Consider the following 21,889-nt stretch of genomic DNA (forward strand, 5'->3'; position numbering starts at 1 on the left):
GTCCACTCTGGCACGATTGGCTATGGAAGAACAGGCCACTCGTCGGTGAGAATGGTCGCGTGATGACCCGCCGCCTGTCCCAGCTCTTCGCCGGCCTGCTGCTCTACGGCTTCAGCATGGCCTTGCTCATCGAGGCCGGCCTCGGCCTGGACCCGTGGGACGTCCTGCACCAGGGCATCGCCGAGCGGACCGGCCTGACCATCGGCACCGTGGTCATCGTGGTCGGCGTGCTGGTGCTGCTGTTGTGGATCCCGCTGCGGCAGAAGCCCGGCGTCGGCACCATCGCCAACGCGCTGCTGATCGGGCTGGCCGCCGACGCGTCGATCTGGCTGCTGCCCGCGCCGGAGCCGCTGGCGGTGCGCATCGTGTTCATGGTGTCCGGCGTCATGCTGAACGCTGTCGCCACCGCGGCCTACATCGGCGCCCGGCTCGGCCCCGGCCCGCGCGACGGCCTGATGACCGGACTGGTCCGGCGGACCGGTCGTTCGGTGCGACTGGTCCGGACCTCCATCGAGGTGGTCGTGCTGGCCACCGGCTGGCTGCTCGGCGGCACCGTCGGCGCCGGGACCGTGGTCTATGCGCTGTCGATCGGCCCGCTGGTACACCTGCTGCTGCCGAAGTTGCAGGTCCGTGAGCCGATTCGCGTCGCCGCCGTGACCTCGGCGAGTTAGAGTCGCATCTCGTGCACGGATTCGAGACGCGAGCCATCCACGCGGGCCAGGCGCCCGACCCCCGGACCGGGGCGGTCATCACCCCCATCTACGCCACCAGCACTTACGCCCAGGACGGCGTCGGCGGGCTGCGCGAGGGGTACGAGTACAGCCGCACCGCCAACCCGACGCGCACCGCGCTGGAGGAGTGCATCGCCGCGCTCGAGGGCGGCGCCCGGGGGCTCGCGTTCGCCAGTGGCATGGCGGCCGAGGACACCCTGCTGCGGGCCGTCCTGAAGCCCGGCGACCACATCGTCATCCCCGACGACGCCTACGGCGGCACGTTCCGGCTGGTCAGCAAGATCGCGCAGAAGTGGGGCGTCGACTGGACCGCGGCGCCGGTCACCGACGCCGCGGCCGTGCGGGCCGCGGTCCGCCCCGAGACGAAGATCATCTGGGTCGAGACGCCGACCAACCCGCTGCTCAGCGTCGCCGACATCGCCGGCCTCGCCGCCGTCGCGCGCGACGCCGGCGCGCTGTTCGTCGTCGACAACACGTTCGCGACGCCGTACCTGCAGCAGCCGCTGGCGCTCGGCGCCGACGTCGTCGTCCACTCGACCACCAAGTACTGCGGTGGTCACTCCGACGTCATCGGCGGTGTGCTGGTCGTCGCCGACACCGCCCTCGGCGACGAACTGGCCTACCACCAGAACGCCATGGGCGCCGTCGCCGGCCCGTTCGACGCGTGGCTCGTGCTGCGCGGCCTGAAGACGCTCGCCGTTCGCATGGACCGCCACAGCGACAACGCCGAGCGGGTCGTGCAGCTGCTGGAACGGCACCCGCGGGTCTCGCAGGTGCTCTACCCGGGGCTGCCCGGGCACCCCGGCCACGACGTCGCCGTCAAGCAGATGAGCCGGTTCGGCGGCATGGTGTCCTTCCGGCTGGGCGACGGTGAGCAGGCCGCGGTCGACGTCTGCAACCGGACGAAGCTGTTCACGCTGGGCGAGTCGCTCGGCGGCATCGAGTCGCTGATCGAGCACCCGGCCCGCATGACCCACGCCAGTGCCGCCGGCAGCCAGCTCGAGGTGCCCGGCGACCTCGTGCGGCTCTCGGTCGGCATCGAGACCGTCGACGACATCCTCGCCGACCTCAGCCAGGCGCTGGGCTGACCCTTCCCCGTGCCGCACGGCGCCCGTTAGGGTGTGCCGACGCCGCACGGATCGGGGAGATGCATGAGCTACAACGACCACCCGGAGCAGCAGTGGGGCAACGCCCAGTGGGCGCCCCCGCCGCCGGCCGGTGAGCCGTCCTCACTGGGCGGCCTGCGCACCGCGCTGACCGTGCTGTTCGTGGTCAGCTCGCTGTTCAGCCTGCTCTCGGTCGCCGCGTACGCCGGCCGCATCGGCTACGTCGACGAGGTCATCGAGAGCGGCAGCATCGACCGGCAGCGCGCCGAGGACGCCGACGCGTTCGTGGCCGGGTCCGTGATTTTGTGGTTCGTGGTGTTCCTCGCCATCGCGGCGGTGTTCATCGTGTGGCAGTACCGGCACGCGAAGAACGCCCGCGTGCTCGGCGCCCAGGGCCATGTCACCAGCCCCGGCTGGGCCGTCGGCGGCTGGTTCATCCCGCTGGCCAACTTGATCATCCCGGCGCGCAACCTCTTCCTCAACGCCCGCCGCTCCGACCTCGACGGCCAGCACGCCGCCACCGGCGGACGCGGCCCGGCGATCGTCGTCGTGTGGGCGGTCTGCTTCGCGCTGGCCGCGATCCTCGACCGTGGCGCCGCGGCCGGCGCACCCGACGAGGTGGACGCCGACTACCTCGACCGGCTGCAGAACGCCGACGGTCTCTCGCTGGCCGCCAACCTCGGCTACGTCGCGGCGGCCGTGCTGGCCATCGTCATGGTGCGGACGCTGACGTCACGGCAGGAGGCGGCGCTGCGGGCCCGGCTGGCCATGATCGGCGGGCAGGCGCAGCCGTACGGCTCCTGGCCGGCCGCCCCGCCCGGGTCGCCGTACGGGCAGGCGCCGTACGGTCAGGCTCCGTACGGCCAGGCCGGCCCGGCGCAGCCGTCCTACGGTCAGCCGTCCTACGGCCCGCCGCCGTCGCCGTACGAGCAGCCGCCGGCCGGTGACCCGTACGCCCAGCCCTCCAGTCCGCCGTCGGCGACGCCGGCCGGCTGGTCGCCGCAGCAACCCGCCCAGCCCGACCAGTCCGCGCCGCCGTCGCCGTTCGCCCAGCGGGCGAGCGCGACACCGGACGAGCCGGCCCCGTCGGACCCCGACGCCCCGCAGGGACCGCCCGCACCGCCGCCGGTGCCGCCGTCCTGACCCGTCCGGTCGCGCGTCAGGACGAGGCGCCCTCGCGCAGCACCGGCAGCACCTCGGCACCGATGCGGCGGATGGTGCCGGCCGGGTCGGCGCTGGCCACCTGCACCGCCACGTAGTCGGCCCCGACGTCGGTCACCAGCGGCAGGTACGCCTCGGTGAGCTGGTCGAGGTCGCGGACGATCGTGTACTTGCTGAGGATCTCCTGCCGGTCCATGGCGTCGGCGCGCTCGCGCAGCACCATGGGGTCGGCCACCTCGAGCCGTCCGGGCGCCCGCAGGCCACGCATCGAGACCAGCGCCTCCCAGGCCTCGTCGTCGCTGCCGGCGAGGACGACCCAGCGGGTCGCCATGACCGTCGTGCCGGCGCCACGGGCCGCGGCGGCCTCGCGGTACGGCGCGATGATGTTCGCGACGGTCTCGGCCGGGTCCTTGACGCTGGTGATGAGGCCCTCGCAGGTCTCGCCGGCGAAGGTCGCGGACTTCGGGCCGCCGGCCGCCATCCAGACCGGCGCGCGCCCGATCGGCGGGCTGTACAGCTTCGCCGTCCGGGCCTGGTAGTACTCGCCGTCGAAGTCGAGCTTCTCGCCGGCGAGCAGGCCGTGCATGATCGTCAGCGCCTCGCGCATGCGGGCGATCCGCTCGGTGTAGCCGGGGAACGCGTACCCCAGCGGCGCCTCGTTGATGGCCTCGCCGGTGCCGACGCCCAGGATGAACCGGCCGTTGGAGAGCCGGTCGACGGTCGCGGCGGCCTGCGCGATCAGCGCCGGGTGGTATCGGAACAGCGGGGCGGTGACGCTGGTGGCCAGCTCGACGCGGGAGGTGGCCTGCGCGACGGCGCCGAACCAGGACCACACGTAGCTGGCGGCCGAGACGTCGTCGACCCACGGGTGGAAGTGATCGGCCCCGGTGACCACGTCGAATCCCACCTCTTCGGCGAGGACGGCGTGGTCCAGCAGGACCTCGGGCTGGTAGGACTCGTGACTGCACAACCAGGCTAGTTTCACTGTCTCACTCTATATCTTGTATCTGATTACGGCTAGAGCCGTACCGGTCGTGAAGCGATCATAGGCAGCCGGGTGACAGGATCGTCGTATGAGTACTGTCTCCATGGCGGACGTGGAAGCCGCGCGCGAGTTGCTGCGCGACGTCGTGCGACCCACTCCGCTCGAGGACTCCCGCTGGCTGGCCGGACGGGTCGGCGGCCGGGTCCATCTGAAGTGCGAGAACCTGCAGCGCGCCGGGTCGTTCAAGATCCGGGGCGCCTACGTGCGCATCGCCCGGCTGTCCGAGCAGGACCGCGCCCGCGGCGTGGTGGCGGCCAGTGCCGGCAACCACGCCCAGGGTGTCGCGCTCGCGGCCAGCATGCTGCACACGAAGGCGACGGTGTTCATGCCCGAGGGCGCTGCCATCGTCAAGGAGAAGGCCACCCGGGCCTACGGCGCCGACGTGCGGTTCGCCGGCACCAGCATCGACGACGCCCTGCTCGAGGCGCGCGCGTTCGCGGCCGAGACCGGCGCCGTGCTCATCCACCCGTTCGACCACCCCGACATCGTGGCCGGTCAGGCCACCGTCGGCATGGAGATCCTGGAGCAGTGCCCCGACGTGCGGACGATCGTCGTCGGCACCGGCGGGGGCGGGCTGACGGCGGGCATCTCGCTGGCCGTGCACCACCTCAAGCCCGGCGTGCGGGTCGTGGGCGTGCAGGCCGAGGGCGCCGCGGCGTACCCGACGTCGCTCGCGGCGGGCAAGCCGGTCGCGCTGGAGCGGATGTCGACGATGGCCGACGGCATCGCGGTCGGCTGTCCCGGCGACGTCCCGTTCGCGATGATCCAGGAGTACGTCGACTCCGTCGTCACCGTGTCCGAGGAGTCGCTGTCGCGGGCGCTGGTGCTGCTGCTCGAGCGGGCCAAGCTGGTCGTCGAGCCGGCCGGCGGCGCCGCCGTCGCGGCGCTGCTGGACGACCCCGGTGCATACGAGCCGCCGGTCGTCGCCGTCCTGTCCGGCGGCAACATCGACCCGCTGCTGCTGTTGCGGGTCATCCGGCACGGCATGGCCGCCGCCGGCCGCTACCTCGCGCTGCGGGTCCGGGTGCCCGACGCGCCCGGCGGGCTGGCGCAGCTGCTGTCCGAGCTCGCCGCCGTCAACGCCAACGTGCTCGACGTCGTGCACGAGCGCACCGGCTCGACGCTGTCGATCGAGGAGGTCGAGATCGCGCTGCAGCTGGAGACGCGTGGGCCCGAGCACTGCGAGCGGGTGCTGGCCAAGCTGCGCGAGTCCGGCTATCCGGTTTCCATTTCAGGAGATTGACTTGCCGATCTGGTAGATGCACTTGACGTTTTGATAGTTCAGGTTCCACCATGGGCGCATGGACACCCTCAGCGTGCGTGAGATCCTCGAGCAGGTCGCCGACGGGCGGCTCGACCCCACCCGGGCGGCCGTCCTGCTCGACCAGATCGCGGACGAGACGGCGGACGCGCCCACCGGCGCCGAGACCGTCGAGCCCGCCGATGCCGAGACGGCCGAACCCGTCGACGCGCCGGCCGGGGCTGCTGGGGCCGCGGCCGGAGCGGGCGCCGGCCCCACCGGGTGGTCCGGCCCGGCCGGAGCGAGCGGCCCGGTCACGCCGCAGAAGATCACCCGGGTGCAGGTGCGGGCCACCTCACGGCGGGTGGTCATCGTCGGCGACCCCAGCGTCGCCACGGTCGCCGTCAACGGCCAGCACACGGTGCGGCGCGACGGCGCCATGCTGCACGTCACCGGAGAGTCCGAGCTGGTCCCCGGCGACGGCGCGTTCGTGCTGCTGGCCGGCGGCTGGCGCGACTTCGCCAGCCGGTTCCAGAACCCCGGCCAGCTGCTCGACCTCCACGTCCGCGTCAACCCCGACCTCGCGGTCGGCGCCGAGGTCATCGCCGGCTCGCTGCAGGTCGACCACCTGCCGGCGCTCGACCACCTCAGGGTGACGGCCGGGTCGCTGCGGGTGCGCGGGCTGGAGAGCCCGGTCGACCTCCTGGTCCAGGCCGGCTCCGCGCAGGTCGAGACCCGCCAGCTGGCCGGGCACTCGCGCATGCGCTGCGAGTCCGGGTCGCTGCAGCTGACGCTGCTCGACGGGTCCGACGTCCGCATCCGCTCCGACGTCCAGCTCGGCCGGTTCCGCACGGTGCCCGAGCGCACCGGGCGCGACCGCGACCGCGACGTCGTCCTCGGCACCGGCGCCGCGGAGATCCAGGCCGAGGTCGTCATGGGCGACATCACGGTCCGGCTGCCCGAAGGGGCGCAGCGATGATCGGCGGCTTCCCGCAGCCCCAACACCTGCACCAGCCGCCGTCCGACTGCCCGGTCTGCGGCGTGAAGCTGCACGTCACCCGGCTCGGCTGCGAGTCCTGCGGCACCGAGCTGTCCGGCCGGTTCGCGTCCTGCCCGTACTGCTCGCTCACCCCGCAGGACCAGAAAATCCTTGGCACCTTCCTGGTGTCGAGAGGCAATATGAGGGAGCTCGCGCGCGAGCTGGGGGTCAGCTACCCGACCGCCCGGCAGCGCTTCACCGAGCTGCTCGAGCGGCTCGGCCTCGAGACGCCGGCCGAGACCGGTGCCGAGCGCGCCGGTTCCGTCGACCGCGAAGACGTCCTGCGCCGGCTGGCCGCCGGCGAGCTCGACCTGGACGAGGCGACCACGCTGCTGGGCTGATCGCTTGATAATAGAAGGCTTCGCTTATATAAGTAATCACTGGCGCTGGTAGCCGCCGAGGCCGGTCCGATCGCGGCCCGACCTTGTCGGGGGCACCTGCCACGATGCCTCCATCCAACACGAGAGGACACCACCGTGAACGCCATCACCGCCGAGGGTCTGGTCAAGACCTTCGGCTCCGGGGAGAAGGCCGTGAAGGCCGTCGGGGGCGTCGACCTCGTCGTGCCCGAGGGCACCGTGGTCGGTCTGCTCGGGCCGAACGGCGCCGGCAAGACCACCACGGTCCGCATGCTCACGACGCTGCTCGCGCCCGACTCCGGGCGCGCCGTCGTCGCCGGTCACGACGTCGTCCGCGAACCGCAGGCGGTGCGGTCGAAGATCGGCCTGTCCGGCCAGTACGCGGCGGTCGACGAGAACCTCACCGGACGCGAGAACCTCTGGCTGTTCGGGCGCCTCTACCAGCTGTCCAGCAAGGACGCGTCGAAGCGGGCGGCCGAGCTGCTCGAGCAGTTCAACCTCACCGACGCGGCCGACCGCACGCTCAAGACCTACTCCGGTGGCATGCGGCGCCGGCTCGACCTCGCCGGCAGCCTCATCGTCCGGCCGCAGCTGCTGTTCCTCGACGAGCCCACCACCGGTCTCGACCCCAGCAGCCGGCTTGACCTCTGGGACGTCATCCGCGAGCGGGTGGCCGAGGGCTCGACCATCCTGCTGACCACGCAGTACCTCGAAGAAGCCGACGCGCTGGCCGACAACATCGTGGTCATCGACCACGGCGTCATCATCGCTCAGGGCACGGCCGACCAGCTCAAGGCCCAGATCGGCGGCGAGCGCATCGAGGTCATCGTGCACGACCCCGAGGCGCTCGGGAAGGCCGAGCAGGTGCTCAACCTCGGCAGCGGCGGCCAGTGCCTCCGCGACGACCACACCCGCAAGCTCACCGTGCCCACGCACACCGGCTCCAAGGGCCTCATCCAGGTCATCCGCGACCTCGACGAGGCCGGGGTCGCCATCGACGACATCGCGCTGCGCCGGCCCACGCTCGACGACGTGTTCGTCAAGCTCACCGGCCGGCACGCAGAGGACGAGGACACGCAGGCCGAGACGGCCAAGGGGAGGGCATCGTGATCACCGACGCCATGCCGACCGCCGCCGCGCCCAGCCGCGTCGGCCTCAACCAGGCGTTCACCGACGCCATGACCATGACGTGGCGCAACATCCGGGCCGGCTGGCGGGTCCCGGACAACCAGATCTACATGTTCATCCAGCCGATCATGTTCGTGCTGCTTTTCGCGTACGTGTTCGGCGGCGCCATCAACGTGCCGGGCGTCGACTACGTCGACTTCCTCATGGCCGGCATCTTCGTGCAGACCATGGCGTTCGCCTGTGCGCCGGCCAGCGTCGGTCTCGCCGACGACATGCAGAAGGGCCTCATCGACCGGTTCCGCTCGCTGCCCATGGCGCGGTCCGCGGTCATCGCCGGGCGGGTCATCGCCGACCTGGTGAACCAGCTCATCGTGCTGGTCATCATGATCGTCTGTGGCTTCATCGTGGGCTGGACGTTCCACAACGGGTTCGGCCAGTTCCTGGCGGCCGTCGGACTGCTCATGCTGTTCGCGTTCGCCATGCTCTGGGTCGGCGCCTACATCGGCCTGTCGGTCGGCAGCCCCCAGGTCGCCGCCTCGGCCGGGCTCATCTGGCTGTTCCCGGTCGTCTTCATGTCCAACGTGTTCGTCGACCCGTCGACCATGCCGTCGGTGGTCCAGGCCATCGCCGAATGGAACCCGGTCAGCGCCATCGCGTCCGGCGCGCGTGAGCTGTTCGGCAACCAGAGCCTGGTCGACTCCGACGCCTGGCCCATGCAGAACCCGGTGCTCGCCTCGCTGCTGTGGTGCCTGCTCATCATCGCCGTCTTCGCGCCGCTGGCGGTGCGCAAGTACAAGAAGGCGTCCAGCAAGTAACGAGGCCGCCGCAACGACGCCGCCCGCCCGGTCGCGAGGACCGGGCGGGCGGTTCGGTTGTCCGGGCGGACGTTCGCCGGGGCGTACCGTTCGCCGTCCCCGGTCTAAAGGACTGGCAGCTATCAGGGGACGGGGCGAGTCTGGGCACACCTCAATGTTCGCAGCCGTGGCCCGGTCAGCAGCTGGGGATTCCGTGATCATCGGCGATCACGGTGTCCTGGAGCCTGTTGCGCTTTCGGCTGTCGCCGCGATGGGCCGGGAGATCTTCCTGTGCGCGTCTCGCACTGTCGGCCAGGTGCCGCCCTTGGCAAGGCTGGTCGTCGTGATTGCGCCCGATATGCCCGGCCTCGTTCGACGACCAGCCTAGCCAAGGCGGTCGGGCGTCGGGGCGGGAACGGCGGCCGCCGAAGATTCTTCGGCAACGCCCGCGCCGCACGCCATTCCGCAACAGGCTCCCTGGCCCCGGCGATCGCCGATGATCACGCATCCCCAGGCGCGACCCCCTCCCAACATGATCATCAACCTTCTGGGCTGCTATGGAGCCTGTTGCTTTTTGAAAGATGAGAACGATGTTCATCCACGGGGCAACTTGGCCGCTGCAAAGGCGCTGGTCAGCGAGGTGGGCTTTCGCCATTTGATCAAGGGCCCTCCACTTGGGCCTATTTTCAGCCCGTTTTCGCGTTGTTCCCCCCACCTCGCCTGGACGGAGCCTCATTCAGCAACAGGCTCTATGACGACACAATAGGTTGATGATCATGGAACGAGGGCAGCCACGTCATGAACGACGCCGCCCGCGCGGTCGCGAGGACCGGACGGGCGGCGTCGGTGTCTGCGGGGCGCTGGGTCAGGCGCCGTACGGCTTGGCGCTGACGACCTTGACCTTGATGGTGGCCCCGTTGGGCGCCTGGTAGGACGCCTTGTCGCCGACCTTCTTGCCGCTGATGGCCGCGCCGAGCGGCGACTTCAGCGAGTACACGTCGATGTCGACGGAGTCGTCCAGGGTCGCCAGCTCGCGCGAGCCGAGCAGGAACCGCTCGGCGTCGTCGTCGCCTTCGAACTTGACCTCGATGATCATGCCGGGCTCGACGACCCCGTCGTCCGGCGGCTCGCCCACCTGGGCGCGCTGGAGCAGCTGCTGCAGGGCGTGGATGCGGGCCTCCTGCTTGCCCTGCTCGTCCTTGGCCGCGTGGTACCCGCCGTTCTCGGACAGGTCGCCCTCGGAGCGCGCCTCTTCGATCTGTCGCGCGATCTCGAGTCGAGCCGGCCCCATCAGGTGCTCGAGCTCCTGCTTGAGGCGGTCGTACGCCTCTTGGGTGAGCCAAGCAACGTTGTCGCTGGTAGCGGTCACGGCAACTGCTCCTCGGGTGTCTATCGGTTCGGCCGCACGCTGTGTGGGTGTGCTTCGCCGCCGGGCGGTTCGCCCGGTCAAGGTGGTGACGGGGAAAGAACAAGAATACAAGCAATGCGCCGCGCCGACGATTGTCGCAGGTCAGCGATCTGCCGCCGGGCACAAGGCGGCGGCCGGGGGGCGTCCGGGCGCTACTCGGAGGCGGGGTGGCAGCCGCGCAGTTCGGGGACGATGCCGTCGCCCTCGAGCGGGATGTCGGCGGGGACGACCAGGTGCTCGTCGGGGCCGGCGGGGACCTCGAGGTCGACCTGGCCGACGATGATGCGCCGCAGGTCGACGGCGACGAGGTCGCAGGTGACGGCGAGGCCGGCGTCGCGGCGGATCTCGACGCGGGCGGTCAGGACGCCGTCGCGCGGCTCGTCCCACGAGAGCAGCTCGGCGTCGACGGTCGGACCGCTGGCCGAGCGCACGATCAGCAGAGCCACCACGGCGGCCACCAGCACCACCCCGGCCACCACCGCCACGAGCACGCCCCGGCCGCTGCGCGCGCCGGGTGCGCCGCCGCCCGCCGACCGGCCGTAGCGTTGCGCCAACAGGTCGCTCTCGGCGGTCTCGTGGTCGCTCATGCGGGATGTCCCCAGGGGCTGCGGGCGTTGTTGTCAGTGGCGTGCGGCACCATTATCTCCGGAGGCGGCGGACGCGGTGCGCCCGCCCCACCAGGATCGTGCCGCCTCGGGCAGCGGGGGCGAACCGGCCGGTGGGCGCCGTCACGCCTGACGAGTTCCGTTCGACCGATGGGGTATCCGGTGTCCGAGCAGCTGCGGCTGATGCACGTCCACGCTCATCCCGACGACGAGTCCAGCAAGGGTGCGGCGTCGACGGCCCGTTACGTCGCCGAGGGCGTCGAGGTGCTCGTCGTCACGTGCACCGGCGGCGAGCGCGGCTCCATCCTCAATCCGAAGATGGACCGCCCCGAAGTGCTGGCCAACATCTCCGAGATCCGCCGCAAGGAGATGAACTCCGCGCGCGAGATCCTCGGCGTCGAGCAGGAGTGGCTGGGCTTCGTCGACTCCGGGCTGCCCGAGGGCGACCCGCTGCCGCCGCTGCCCGACGGCTGCTTCGGGCTCATGTCGGTGGAGAAGGCGGCCGAGCCGCTGGTCGAGATCATGCGCCGGTTCCGCCCGCACGTCGTCACCACCTACGACGAGAACGGCGGCTACCCGCACCCCGACCACATCATGTGTCACAAGATCACCGTCGCGGCGTTCGAGGCGGCCGCCGACCCCACGCGCTACGTCGGCAGCGGCGACCCGTGGCAGCCGCTCAAGCTGTACTACCACCACTCCTTCAGCCGCATGCGCCTGCAGGCGCTCGGCGACGCCATGGAGAAGCGCGGTCTCACCTCGCCGTACACCGAGTGGCTGGCCGAGTGGGACGGCGACGAGAACTGGGACGACCGCGTCACCACCCGGGTCGAGTGCGCCGAGTACTTCTCGGTGCGCGACCGCGCGCTGCTGGCGCACGCCACCCAGATCGACCCCGACGGCTCCTGGTTCGCCGTCCCGCTCGAGCTGGCCCAGCAGGCCTGGCCCACCGAGGACTACGAGCTCGTGACGTCGCACGTGTCCACTCAGACCCCCGAGGACGACCTCTTCGCGGGACTGCGGTGAGCACGGTGCCCGTGTGCGGTGCCACAATGGGGCGGCGGGGGACACGCGAGGAGAAGACAGGTTTCTGATGGGCATCGTGCAGGCGGTGGCGCTCACCGCGGCGGAGTCTGACGCGGACGACTCCGGCGTCGGCCCCGGCCTGTACGGCTTCCTGGTGATGGTCTTCCTGATCGTCGCGCTGGTCGTGCTGTACCGGAGCATGCGCAAGCAGATCCGCAGGGTCGACTTCGATCCCGACGGCGCCAACGACTCCGAGCGCATGCACGGGCACCAGGAGCCGCCGGACCGATGACCACCGGTCCGGACCGGCCGGCGGGTGCGCGGCGGCCCTACGGGTCGGCCGCCGTCGAGACGCTGGCCGCGGTGCGGCGTGCCCGCGACTTCGTCGACAGGTATTACGCCGACCCGATCGACCTCGCCGACATCGCGGCCGCCGCCGGCTACTCCCGCTACCACCTGGTCCGCGCGTTCAAGGCGGCGTACGGCGAGACGCCGGGCCGCTACCTGCAGCGCCGCCGGGTCGAGCGTGCGCAGGAACTGCTCCGCGTCGCCGACCTCAACGTCACCGAGATCTGCCACCTGGTCGGCTTCACCAGCCTCGGCTCGTTCAGCAGCCTGTTCTCCGAGCTGGTCGGGGTGTCGCCGTCGCGGTTCCAGCGCGACGCGCACGCGTCCAGGCCGCGGCTGATCCCCGGCTGCTACATCCTCATGTGGGGCCGCCCGCTGCCGAAGGGCCCGAACACAGCAACGGCGGAGAAGCCCGCAGCGGCCCAGCCCTCCTAACGTCGAAGCACCGACGGAAGGGAAGGAACCTCATGATCACCAAACTGGGCGTCGCGACCGCATACGTGAGCGACTACGACCAGGCGCTGGACTTCTTCATCGGCAAGCTCGGCTTCGAGCTGCGCACCGACGTCACCATGGAGAACGGCTTCCGCTGGCTGACGGTGGGCCCGCCGGCCAGCCCGGAGTTCCAGCTGAACCTCACCGTGCCCGGGCCGCCGATGCACGACGAGCAGACCGCGGCCGCGCTGCGCGAGCTGATGGCGAAGGGCGCGCTCAGCGCCGGGGCGTGGAACACCGACGACTGCCGCGCGACGTTCGCGGAGTACTCCGCCCGCGGCGTGGAGTTCATCCAGGAGCCGGCCGACCGCCCGTACGGCGTCGAGGCGGTGTTCCGCGACGACTTCGGCAACTGGTACAGCCTCAACGAGCTCAACGACAAGGCACTGGACCAGGAGGCGATGTCGGAGGCGTTCGAGCCCGGCCGGCCCTGATCCTCGTGCTAGCACCCCTTGACCCCCTCCCGTGACCACGCTGTCATTCTCTGTGGGCTCGCGTCAGAGGATCAGCCTCACGGGGGACGCGGGCGACGGAGAAACTGGGGGGTTTCTCATGGTGCGTTCATCGCATGCACGAACAGCAGCAGCACTCCTGGCCACGGGGGCACTGGCGGTCTCGGCCGTCGCCGCCGCACCGGCCGCCGGCGCGAAGGGCTCGTCCGGGCCGTCGCCGGTGGCGCAGTTCGACGGGCCACGGGGCGTTGACGTCGACCAGGCCGGCCGCATCGTCGTCGGCGCGGCCGACGGCACGGTCAGCCTGGTCACCGACCGCGGCCGCCATCCGAAGGTGCACGAGATCGGCTCGGTACCGGCCGGCTTCATCGCACCGGCGGTCGCCGCCGGCCGGCCCGGCCAGGTCTACGCCCTGACGTCCGCCGGCGCGCCGGGCACCGGGGCGGCCACGCTCTACCTGCTCCGCCACCGCAGAGCGGCGAAGCCGATCGCGGACATCGCCGCCTACCAGGTGAGCGATCCGGACCCGTACAACCAGGAAGGGGTCCCGGAGGAGTCGAACCCGTACGGTGTCGCGGCGCTGAAGGACGGCAGCGTGCTGGTGGCCGACGCCGCCGGCAACGACCTGCTCCGCGTCTACCCGAACGGCCACATCGTCACGGTCGCCCGGCTGAAGCCGCGCGTGGTCGAGGTGCCGGAGGAACTGCCCGACGAGATGGAGGGCGAGCCGCTGCCGCCGGCCGGCACGCCGATCCTGGCCGAGGCGGTCGCCACGTCGGTCACCGTCGGGTCGGACGGCTACTGGTACGTCGGCGAGCTGCGCGGTTTCCCGGCGACGCCGGGCACGTCGCAGATCTGGCGGATCAAGCCCGGCAGCCGGAACGCGGTGTGCGACCCGGAGCGGCCGAACAAGGGTGACTGCCGGCGCTTCGCCGACGGCTTCACCTCGATCGTCGACCTCGGTCCGGGCAGCCACGGCAGCGTCTACGCCGTCGAGCTGGTGAAGCAGAGCTGGCTGCAGTGGGAGCTGGGCCTGGCCGACCCGCCGGTCGGCTCGCTGTTCCGGGTGCGGCCCGGCGGCTCGCGCACCGAACTGGCGGACGGACAGCTGATCCTGCCCGGCGGTGTCGACGCCGGCGCGCACGGGCGGCTCTATGTGACCGGGCCGGTATTCGGGCCGGGCTCGCTCATGCGGATCGGGTGAATTCATTACCGGTCGGTAATCACCTGGATTTGCATGATGGGTACGTGAATTCTCGTCACGATCACCGTCACGTCGAACGGCGTGACGGTGACTCGTGAGTTCGCGTTGACAGCCATGCATTGATGGGTGCATGCTCTGCGTTGGCCGAGTCCACACGCGTGATCCGTGGGTTCGCCGGGTCGACTTCCATACTGCGGAGAATTCTCCAAGGCCGGGGGGCACTCGCCCTTCGGCGTCGGGTCCACGATATTCTCGTGGCGGTACGACGCCGAAGGGCGATTGACCTTTTTACTGATGTTCCCCGGGCTTTCGGCGCCGGGCATTGTTTTCTTGGGGGCAGGGGCGCTATGTCCGGTGTGCGACGTCCGTTTGCGCGGGCTGTGGTGGGTCTGCTGCTGGTGGCCGGTTCGGTGACGGCTGCTGGCGGCGGTGCGGTCGCGAACCAGAGCGGCAACGAGCTCGTGGGCGGCTTCGAGATCGACGGCAATGTCTACGAGGGCTTCGACAACGCCACGACGGCCACCGGCCCGGGCGGCGACCCGGTCGACTGGGGCAGCGAGGCGATCTTCCCGGCGCAGGTCGACGTCGTCCACGATCCGCTGGGCGGCACCGACGCGACGGTCTTCGACCGCGGCAGCAAGGAAGCCAACACCTCGACCTGGAACGACGACGGGTCCGCGGCCGCGCCCGGCAAGGGCGACATCGGCGACGCGTACCTCTACGACCGCGTCCACGAGGGCGACGAGTACCTGTACGTCGGGTGGGAGCGCGGCTCCGACAACGGCTCGGTCCGCTGGTACGTCGAGCTGAACCAGCTGCCCAACACCGTCAACGGCGAGGACACCGTGGTGCCCGACCGCAGCGTCGGCGACCTGCGCCTGAGCCTGTTCAACCTGGGCAGCCGGCCGTTGGAGCTGGAGGCGGTGCAGCGGTGGAACGGCACCGCGTGGGTGGCCACCGGCGACGTCGACGACTTCGCGCTTGCCGTCAACGACTCCGCCGTCACCACGCCGAGCGACGAGTCGCCGCTGGGCCGCGAGCAGTTCGTCGAGATCGCCTTCGACCTCACCGCGCTGCTCGGCGACACCGACGACTGCGGGTTCGCCGGCTTCTCGTCGCTGTGGATCCGCAGCGCGCCCGGCGCCAGCCCGAGCGCGGAGCTGAAGGACTACGTCACCGGCGCGGTCGACACCCCGGCTCGATGCGGCCCGCTGACCATCGAGAAGCACGACGCCGAGGGTGAGCCGCTGGGCGGCGCGACGTTCACCGTCGAGCCGAACCCGGTCCCCGGCGCGGCCGACCCGGACAGCCTGACCATCGCCGACAACGACGAGAACGACGCCGACCCGGCCGACGGCGTCATCACCATCGACCCGGCCCTGCCCGGCGAGTACACGATCACCGAGACCGCGCCGCCGCCCGGCTACCTGCTCGACGACGAGCCGCAGGACGTCACGCTGGACGAGTTCGGCGCCGCCACCGTCACGTTCGTCAACCGGCTCGGCTCGCTGGCCTGGAGCAAGCTCGACGCGGAGTCCGGCGACCCGCTCTGCTGCGCGACGTTCACCGTCGTCGGCACCGGCGGCGCCGCCGAGGGCGTGTCGATCACCGTCGTTGACAACGGTGAGAACGACGCCGACCCGGCCGAGGGCGCCGTCCTGGTCGAGGACCTGCCGACCGGCACGTACACCGTCACCGAGACCGTCGCGCCGACCGGCTACGACCTGGCCGCCGACTCCGTCCGCGACGGCATCGTCATCGACGCCGAGAACCCCGACGTCGTCGTCGAGAACGCGTTCGAGGACCCGCGGCTGCCGTCGGAGCTGACCGTGCGCAAGCTCGACGCCGACACCCAGGAGCCGCTGGCCGGCGCCACGTTCGAGCTGTACCTGGACGACCCGGCCGACGGCGTGCAGGACGCGCCCGGCGGCGACACGCTGATCGGCGAGTGCACCACCGGCGACGACGGCACCTGCGCCATCGGCGACCTCGGCTGGGGCACCTACTACTGGTACGAGGCCGAGGCGCCGGCCGGGTACGAGCTGCCGGCCGACCGGTTCAGCGGCATGACCACGATCGGCCGCGACAACGCCGGCGGCGAGCTGCCGGTGGCGACCCTGACCGACCGGCAGATCCGCTCGTCCATCGAGATCGTCAAGACCGACGCCAGCACGGGCGAGGAACTGGCCGGCGCGACGTTCGTGGTCCGGCTCGACGACGGCGACGGCGAGTTCGACCCCGGCGACGACACCGTCGTCGACCCGCCAGGCGAGGTGACCACCGACGCGACCGGCACGGTCACGGTCGGCGGCCTGCTGTTCGGCGACTACTGGGTAGAAGAGACCGGCGCGCCCACCGGCTACGAGCTGCCCGACGACGCGGTTCAGGGGCCGGTCACGATCGGCCCGGACAACGCCGGCGACACCGTCGCGGTGACGTTCGAGGACGAGCAGCTGCTCACCGACCTGTCGGTGCTCAAGCTGGACGGCGGGTCCGACAGCGCCGGGCCGCTGGCCGGCGCGACGTTCGAGCTGTACCTCGACGACGGCGACGTGCTCGTCGGCGACTGCACCACCGGCGACGACGGCCTCTGCACGGTCACCGGCCTGGGCTTCGGGACGTACTACTGGCTCGAGACCGCCGCGCCGCAGGGCTACGACCTGCCCGACGACCCGTACAGCGCGCCCGTCACCATCACCGCCGAGAACGCCGGCACCGAGCTGGAGCCGCTGACGTTCTACAACCCGCGCAAGCCGGGCAGCCTCGCGGTGCTCAAGGTCGACGACACCGACGACGCGCCGCTGGCCGGCGCCACGTTCGAGCTGCACGCCGACGACGCCGACGGCGCGGTCGTGGGCACCTGCACCACCGCCGACGACGGCACCTGCACCCTCGGCGACCTCGGCTTCGGCACGTACGTGTGGGTCGAGACCGCCGCGCCGGAGGGCTACGCGCTGCCCGACGACGTCACCAGCGACCCGCTCGTGGTCGACGAGTCCACCGCCGGCGACGACCCGACACCGTTCGAGTTCCGCGACCCGCGGCTGTGGTCCGAGCTGTCCGTGCTGAAGGTCGACGCGGTCGACGGGACGGCGCTGGCCGGCGCCGAGTTCGAGCTGCGCGCCGACGACGCCGACGGCGCGGTCGTGGGCGAGTGCACCACCGGCGACGACGGCACCTGCACCATCGGCGACCTCGATTTCGGCACCTACGTCTGGGTCGAGATCGCGGCGCCGCAGGGCTACGCGCTGCCCGACGACACCGTCAGCGAGCCGGTCGTCATCGACGCCTCGAACGCCGGCGGCGAGCTCACCCAGGTGGTCGTCCACGACCCGCGGCTGCTGTCGGAGCTGAGCGCGCACAAGGTCGCCGAGGACACCGGCGAGTCGCTGCCCGGCGCCGTCTTCGACCTGGTGCTCGCCGACGGCGACCTCGTGGTCGGCACCTGCACCACCGGCGACGACGGCCTGTGCTCCGTCGGCGACCTCGACTTCGGCGACTACTACTGGGTCGAGATCACCGCGCCCGAGGGGTACCTGCTGCCCGACGACGTCACCAGCGAGATCGTGTCGATCACGGCCGAGAACGCCGGCACCGACATCGCCGCGGTGACGTTCGTCGACCCGCCGGCCGAGGAGCCGGGCACGCCGACACCGACGCCCACGCCGTCGGAGCCGCCGTCGTCGCCGGAGCCGAGCGGTTCCCCGTCGCCCACGCCGGGCGAGCCGGACCTGCCCGACACCGGTCTCGGCGGGCCGCTGGGCCTGGTGGCGATGGTCGCGGCAGCCGGGCTGGCCGTGGGCGCGGCGCTGCGCTGGCGGTCGCGGCGGGCCTGACCGCGACGCCTAGGCTTGGGGCACCGGCCCGAGAGGATCCCGATGCCCAACCGCCTCCGCGACGCTCGTAGCCCGTACCTCCTGCAGCACGCGGACAACCCCGTCGACTGGTGGGAGTGGGGCGACGACGCGTTCGCGGAGGCGCGCCGCCGCGACGTCCCCGTCCTGCTGAGCGTCGGGTACGCCGCCTGCCACTGGTGCCACGTCATGGCGCACGAGTCGTTCGAGGACGAGCGGGTCGCCGGGTACCTCAACGAGCACTTCGTCGCGATCAAGGTCGACCGCGAGGAGCGGCCCGACGTCGACGCCGTCTACATGGAGGCGGTGCAGGCGCTCACCGGGCAGGGCGGCTGGCCGATGACCGCGTTCCTCACGCCCGGCGGCAAGCCGTTCTACGCGGGCACCTACTTCCCGCCGCAGCCGCGGCACGGCCTGCCGTCGTTCGGCCAGCTGCTGCAGGCGGTCGACGAGGCGTGGACGCAGCGGCGCGGCGACGTCACGGAGTCGGCCGACCGCATCGGCGCGGCGCTCGGCGGTGCCGGTGGCGCCGGCGGTGCCGGCCCGGCCGGCAGCCAACCGCCGGCAGCGGACCGGCTCGATGCCGCCGTCGCCCGCTTGACCGGGGAGTTCGACCCGGCCGCGGGCGGGTTCGGCGGCGCGCCCAAGTTCCCGCCGTCGATGGTGCTCGAGTTCCTGCTGCGCCACCACGCGCGCACCGGCGACCGCCGGGCGCTCTCCATGGCCGAGGAGACCTGCGAGCGGATGGCCCGCGGCGGCCTGTACGACCAGCTCGGCGGCGGGTTCGCGCGCTACAGCGTCGACGCCGGCTGGGTGGTGCCGCACTTCGAAAAGATGCTCTACGACAACGCGCTGCTGCTGCGCGTCTACACGCACCTGTGGCGGATGACGGGGTCCGCGCTGGCCGCGCGGGTGGTCCGCGAGACGGCCGGGTTCCTGCTGCGCGAGCTGCGCACGGCCGAGGGCGGCTTCGCCAGCTCGCTGGACGCCGACTCGCCGCCGGTCGAGGGTGCGGCGCCTGTCGAGGGCGCGTTCTACGTGTGGACGCCGGCCCAGCTGCGCGACGTCCTCGGCGACGAGGACGGCGAGTGGGCAGCGGCGCTGCTCGGCGTCACCGAGGCCGGCACGTTCGAGCACGGCGCGTCGACGCTGCAGCTGCTGCGCGACCCGGATCCCGCCGGTGAGGCCGGCCGGTGGGAGCGGGTGCGCGGTCAGCTGTTCGACGCGCGGCTGCCGCGCCCGGCGCCGGGCCGCGACGACAAGGTCGTGGCGGCGTGGAACGGGCTGGCGATCGCCGCGCTGGCCGAGGCCGGCGCGCTGTTCGACCAGCCGGCCTGGGTGGCGGCCGCCGTCGACTGCGCGGACCTGCTGGTCCGCCTGCACCTCGACGAGCGCGGCCGCCTGCGCCGGGTGTCCCGCGACGGCGTGATCGGCGGGCACGCCGGGGTGCTGGAGGACTACGCCGACGTCGCCGAGGGGTTCCTGACGCTGGTCGCGGTCACCGGCGACCCGGTCTGGCTGTCGTTCGCCGAGCAGCTCCTCGACGTCGTGCTGGCGCGGTTCGCCGATCCCGCCGGCGGCTTCTTCGACACCGGCGACGACACCACCGACGTCCGGCTGGCCGGACTCCGGCGGCCGCAGGACCCGACCGACAACGCGACGCCGTCCGGCTGGTCGGCCGCGGCCGGCGCGCTGCTCGGGTTCGCGGCGTACACCGGATCGGACCGGCACCGCACGGCCGCCGGCGACGCGCTGCGCGGCTACGACGCGCTGGCCGTCCGGGCGCCGCGGTTCGCCGGCTGGGGACTGGCGGTCGCCGAGGCGTGGCTGGCCGGCCCGGCCGAGGTCGCGGTCGTGGGTTCGGCCGGCGATCCCCGGACCGCCGCGCTGTATGCGGTGGCGCTGCGGTCGGGCTCGCCCGGCGCCGTCGTGGTCGCCGGCGACCCCGCCGACCCCGCGTCCGCCGAGGTGCCGCTGCTGCGCGACCGTCATGAGGTCGGGGGCGTTCCGGCGGCGTACGTCTGCCGCGGCTTCGTGTGCGAGCTGCCGGTCACCGACCCCGTCGCATTGGCCCGCCAGCTCGGCGGTTGATGAGAAGACGCTCATCTCGGGCTCATCCGGACGCCACGGCCGGCGGGGAGCGTGGGCCGGATGAAGCGGATCACGGCGGTGCCGGTGTGAGGCATCCGTACCACGCCCGCCCGGCCGACCGGGTCAGGCACCCGGACCGGCTGACCCATCCCGGCACCGGCGCCGAGCTCGCCCTGCGCCGCGCCTGGCCGCACGACGACTGGCACGTGCTGCTGGAGCTGGAGACGCCGGACGGCCAGCGGCTGGCGGGGCAGTGGTTCGCCGACGCCATCCGGCGGGCCGAGGTGTTCGCGGCGACCCGCGGCGCACTGGACGTGCCCCGACACGGGATCGTGCTGCATCCCGACGGCGCCGACCGGCGGCTCACCGCGCTGGCCGGGCTGGTGTCGTGGCCGGGCAGCCGGCTGCTGGCGCACCGGCCGGAGCAGCGGGCGGTCGTGCGGCTCACCGGCGACGGCGACACCTACTACGCGACGGTGGTCCGGCCCGGCCTCGACGCCGACCTCGGCCGCCGGCTCGCTGGGCTGGCCGCCCTTCTGCACGGCACGGCGACCGTGCCGGCGGTGCAGGACTGGCCGCTCGGCGACGGCGTCCTGGTGCTGTCCGAGCTGCCCGGGCCGACGTTGGCCGCCCTGGGCGCGGATCGGTCCGTGGGCGCCGGCGAGCTGGCGGCGGCGTGGCAACGGGTCGGCTCGGCACTGCGCCTGCTGCACGACGCGCCCCGGGTACCCGTGCTGAGCGGCGCCGGCCAGCACGACGCCGTGGCCGAGGTGACGCTCGTGGCGCGCTGGCTCGGCCCGGCCGCGGAGTACGGGCTGCTGCCGCCGGTCGACGTGGCGTCTCTGCTGGCCGACCTGCGGTCCGGTGCTCCTGGGCCGGCCGGGCTCGGGTGCCCGGACCTCACCGACGCGCAGGTCGTGGCCGGGCCTGACGGTGGCATCGGCCTGTTCGGGCTCGAGACGGTCACCGTCGGCGAACTGGCCCGCGGCTTCGCGTCCCTGCTGGTCGGCCTCGAGCTGCGGGTCGCCCAGGGCGAGCTGACCCCGTCGCGGGCGAGGACGGCGCGGACGGCGGTGCTGGCCGGGCTGCGACCGGACGAGGCGACGCTGGCCCGGGTGCCGGCGTACGAGCGGGCGGCGCGGCTCCGGCTCGCCGGGGAGTACGCGTTCCAGCCGCGCTGGCGCGGGTTGTCGCGGGCGCTGCTGGCCGCTGCTACGCCGTGAGCGGACAGCCCTGGTCCGTTGCTGTGTAATTCTGTAATCATCGCAACATGAGTAGCGACACAGACACCGTCGAGCGGATCCGGGGCTGGCTCACCGGCCGGCTGCCGGACGACTGGTTCGAGGGCTCGGTCGAGGTGACCGTCGATCGTGAGGAGATCACCGTCGTCGGCCGCATCCCGGCCCCGAACACCGAGGACGTCTCCGACGTCGAGCGCGACGCGGCGCTGGCCGGCCGCGTCAGCGCGTTCCGTGAGAGCACCCGCGAGCGGCGCATCGAGATCGCCCGCGAGCTGGAGCACCGCAGCGGCCGCAAGGTCGCCTGGGGCATCGACTGCGGCGACCGGCGCGACCTGTTCACCCGGCTGGCCGCACCCGTCATGACCCGGCTGCGCCAGCCGGAGCGTCAGGTCCTCGACACCCTGGTCGACGCCGGGGTGGCGCGATCCCGATCCGAGGCGCTGGCCTGGTGCGTCAAGCTGGTCGCGAAGAACGCCGACACCTGGCTGGCCGACCTGCGCGAGGCGCTGACCCACGTCGAGGAGGTCCGCGCCACCGGCCCGACCACCGCCGCATGATCGGC

General features: G+C 72.2%; 20 protein-coding genes. 17 read left to right on the forward strand and 3 right to left on the reverse strand.

The genetic code is table 11. The features are described from left to right. Positions 1–62: 62 nt before the first annotated feature. From yczE to BLV05_RS11855, 3 genes are all read left to right on the forward strand, one after another. The gene (gene yczE, locus BLV05_RS11845) at positions 63–671 is read left to right on the forward strand and encodes a membrane protein YczE (protein ID WP_407716996.1); all 609 of its coding nucleotides are present in this window, start codon (positions 63–65) and stop codon (positions 669–671) included. Positions 672–682: 11 nt separating this feature from the next. Then, positions 683–1,819: a cystathionine gamma-synthase gene (locus tag BLV05_RS11850; RefSeq protein ID WP_046768529.1), complete on the forward strand. Its 1,137-nt coding sequence runs from the start codon at positions 683–685 to the stop codon at positions 1,817–1,819. Positions 1,820–1,882: 63 nt separating this feature from the next. Next, a complete protein-coding gene (locus BLV05_RS11855) occupies positions 1,883–2,980 on the forward strand; it encodes a DUF4328 domain-containing protein (protein ID WP_052762397.1) in 1,098 nt (365 codons plus the stop codon). Between the two features lie 16 nt (positions 2,981–2,996). Here the strand turns inward: BLV05_RS11855 and BLV05_RS11860 are convergent, their stop codons facing one another. After that, complete coding sequence (locus BLV05_RS11860) at positions 2,997–3,968, reverse strand: TIGR03557 family F420-dependent LLM class oxidoreductase (RefSeq protein WP_197683620.1); 972 nt, start codon at positions 3,966–3,968, stop codon at positions 2,997–2,999. Between the two features lie 103 nt (positions 3,969–4,071). On the opposite strand from BLV05_RS11860, the gene ilvA reads away from it, so the two are divergent. From ilvA to BLV05_RS11885, 5 genes are all read left to right on the forward strand, one after another. Further along, positions 4,072–5,286 carry a threonine ammonia-lyase gene (gene ilvA, locus BLV05_RS11865; RefSeq protein ID WP_046768527.1) on the forward strand — a complete coding sequence of 405 codons (1,215 nt, stop codon included), beginning with the start codon at positions 4,072–4,074 and terminating at the stop codon, positions 5,284–5,286. A 58-nt stretch (positions 5,287–5,344) separates the two neighbouring features. Then, positions 5,345–6,262 carry a hypothetical protein gene (locus BLV05_RS11870; RefSeq protein ID WP_046768526.1) on the forward strand — a complete coding sequence of 306 codons (918 nt, stop codon included), beginning with the start codon at positions 5,345–5,347 and terminating at the stop codon, positions 6,260–6,262. Then, positions 6,259–6,663: a DUF2089 domain-containing protein gene (locus tag BLV05_RS11875; protein WP_052762396.1), complete on the forward strand. Its 405-nt coding sequence runs from the start codon at positions 6,259–6,261 to the stop codon at positions 6,661–6,663. Before BLV05_RS11870 ends, BLV05_RS11875 begins: the two co-directional genes overlap by 4 nt. A gap of 135 nt (positions 6,664–6,798) precedes the next feature. Further along, entirely contained in the window at positions 6,799–7,791 is a 993-nt protein-coding gene (locus tag BLV05_RS11880) for an ATP-binding cassette domain-containing protein (RefSeq protein WP_046768525.1), read from the forward strand. Beyond that, the gene (locus tag BLV05_RS11885; RefSeq protein ID WP_231948802.1) at positions 7,788–8,624 is read left to right on the forward strand and encodes an ABC transporter permease; all 837 of its coding nucleotides are present in this window, start codon (positions 7,788–7,790) and stop codon (positions 8,622–8,624) included. Before BLV05_RS11880 ends, BLV05_RS11885 begins: the two co-directional genes overlap by 4 nt. 844 nt (positions 8,625–9,468) lie before the next feature. Here the strand turns inward: BLV05_RS11885 and greA are convergent. Both greA and BLV05_RS11895 read right to left on the reverse strand, forming a co-directional pair. After that, the gene (gene greA, locus BLV05_RS11890) at positions 9,469–9,972 is read right to left on the reverse strand and encodes a transcription elongation factor GreA (RefSeq protein WP_046768524.1); all 504 of its coding nucleotides are present in this window, start codon (positions 9,970–9,972) and stop codon (positions 9,469–9,471) included. 191 nt (positions 9,973–10,163) lie between these two features. Then, on the reverse strand, positions 10,164–10,598 hold the full coding sequence (locus tag BLV05_RS11895; RefSeq protein ID WP_046768523.1) for a DUF4307 domain-containing protein: 435 nt from the start codon (positions 10,596–10,598) through the stop codon (positions 10,164–10,166). Positions 10,599–10,766: 168 nt separating this feature from the next. Between BLV05_RS11895 and mca the strand changes: the two genes are divergently transcribed. From mca to BLV05_RS11940, 9 genes are all read left to right on the forward strand, one after another. After that, complete coding sequence (gene mca / locus BLV05_RS11900; protein ID WP_046768522.1) at positions 10,767–11,642, forward strand: mycothiol conjugate amidase Mca; 876 nt, start codon at positions 10,767–10,769, stop codon at positions 11,640–11,642. Positions 11,643–11,709: 67 nt separating this feature from the next. Continuing rightward, positions 11,710–11,934: a hypothetical protein gene (locus tag BLV05_RS11905; protein WP_046768521.1), complete on the forward strand. Its 225-nt coding sequence runs from the start codon at positions 11,710–11,712 to the stop codon at positions 11,932–11,934. Further along, the gene (locus BLV05_RS11910; protein ID WP_046768520.1) at positions 11,931–12,425 is read left to right on the forward strand and encodes a helix-turn-helix transcriptional regulator; all 495 of its coding nucleotides are present in this window, start codon (positions 11,931–11,933) and stop codon (positions 12,423–12,425) included. The genes BLV05_RS11905 and BLV05_RS11910 overlap by 4 nt, the downstream gene beginning before the upstream one ends. 32 nt (positions 12,426–12,457) lie before the next feature. Further along, positions 12,458–12,919 carry a VOC family protein gene (locus BLV05_RS11915; protein ID WP_046768519.1) on the forward strand — a complete coding sequence of 154 codons (462 nt, stop codon included), beginning with the start codon at positions 12,458–12,460 and terminating at the stop codon, positions 12,917–12,919. 118 nt (positions 12,920–13,037) lie between these two features. Continuing rightward, positions 13,038–14,141 carry a ScyD/ScyE family protein gene (locus BLV05_RS11920; RefSeq protein WP_152690720.1) on the forward strand — a complete coding sequence of 368 codons (1,104 nt, stop codon included), beginning with the start codon at positions 13,038–13,040 and terminating at the stop codon, positions 14,139–14,141. A gap of 356 nt (positions 14,142–14,497) precedes the next feature. Beyond that, entirely contained in the window at positions 14,498–17,977 is a 3,480-nt protein-coding gene (locus BLV05_RS11925; RefSeq protein ID WP_152690719.1) for a SpaA isopeptide-forming pilin-related protein, read from the forward strand. Positions 17,978–18,019: 42 nt separating this feature from the next. Then, complete coding sequence (locus BLV05_RS11930; protein WP_046768516.1) at positions 18,020–20,086, forward strand: thioredoxin domain-containing protein; 2,067 nt, start codon at positions 18,020–18,022, stop codon at positions 20,084–20,086. An 86-nt stretch (positions 20,087–20,172) separates the two neighbouring features. Next, positions 20,173–21,309, forward strand: coding sequence for a protein kinase family protein (locus tag BLV05_RS11935; protein WP_046768515.1), 1,137 nt, complete (start codon positions 20,173–20,175; stop codon positions 21,307–21,309). A gap of 47 nt (positions 21,310–21,356) precedes the next feature. Further along, complete coding sequence (locus tag BLV05_RS11940; RefSeq protein WP_046768514.1) at positions 21,357–21,884, forward strand: hypothetical protein; 528 nt, start codon at positions 21,357–21,359, stop codon at positions 21,882–21,884. The last annotated feature ends 5 nt before the right edge of the window (positions 21,885–21,889 follow it).

The organism is Jiangella alkaliphila, from assembly GCF_900105925.1.
GTDB classification, from domain to species: domain Bacteria; phylum Actinomycetota; class Actinomycetes; order Jiangellales; family Jiangellaceae; genus Jiangella; species Jiangella alkaliphila.

Coding starts and splice junctions, on each gene's coding strand:
- yczE (WP_407716996.1), top strand. CDS start 63: ATGACCCGCCGCCTGTCCCAGCTCTTCGCCGGCCTGCTGCTCTACGGC.
- BLV05_RS11855 (WP_052762397.1), top strand. CDS start 1,883: ATGAGCTACAACGACCACCCGGAGCAGCAGTGGGGCAACGCCCAGTGG.
- ilvA (WP_046768527.1), top strand. CDS start 4,072: ATGAGTACTGTCTCCATGGCGGACGTGGAAGCCGCGCGCGAGTTGCTG.
- BLV05_RS11870 (WP_046768526.1), top strand. CDS start 5,345: ATGGACACCCTCAGCGTGCGTGAGATCCTCGAGCAGGTCGCCGACGGG.
- BLV05_RS11875 (WP_052762396.1), top strand. CDS start 6,259: ATGATCGGCGGCTTCCCGCAGCCCCAACACCTGCACCAGCCGCCGTCC.
- BLV05_RS11895 (WP_046768523.1), bottom strand. CDS start 10,598: ATGAGCGACCACGAGACCGCCGAGAGCGACCTGTTGGCGCAACGCTAC.
- mca (WP_046768522.1), top strand. CDS start 10,767: ATGGGGTATCCGGTGTCCGAGCAGCTGCGGCTGATGCACGTCCACGCT.
- BLV05_RS11905 (WP_046768521.1), top strand. CDS start 11,710: ATGGGCATCGTGCAGGCGGTGGCGCTCACCGCGGCGGAGTCTGACGCG.
- BLV05_RS11910 (WP_046768520.1), top strand. CDS start 11,931: ATGACCACCGGTCCGGACCGGCCGGCGGGTGCGCGGCGGCCCTACGGG.
- BLV05_RS11915 (WP_046768519.1), top strand. CDS start 12,458: ATGATCACCAAACTGGGCGTCGCGACCGCATACGTGAGCGACTACGAC.
- BLV05_RS11920 (WP_152690720.1), top strand. CDS start 13,038: ATGGTGCGTTCATCGCATGCACGAACAGCAGCAGCACTCCTGGCCACG.
- BLV05_RS11930 (WP_046768516.1), top strand. CDS start 18,020: ATGCCCAACCGCCTCCGCGACGCTCGTAGCCCGTACCTCCTGCAGCAC.
- BLV05_RS11940 (WP_046768514.1), top strand. CDS start 21,357: ATGAGTAGCGACACAGACACCGTCGAGCGGATCCGGGGCTGGCTCACC.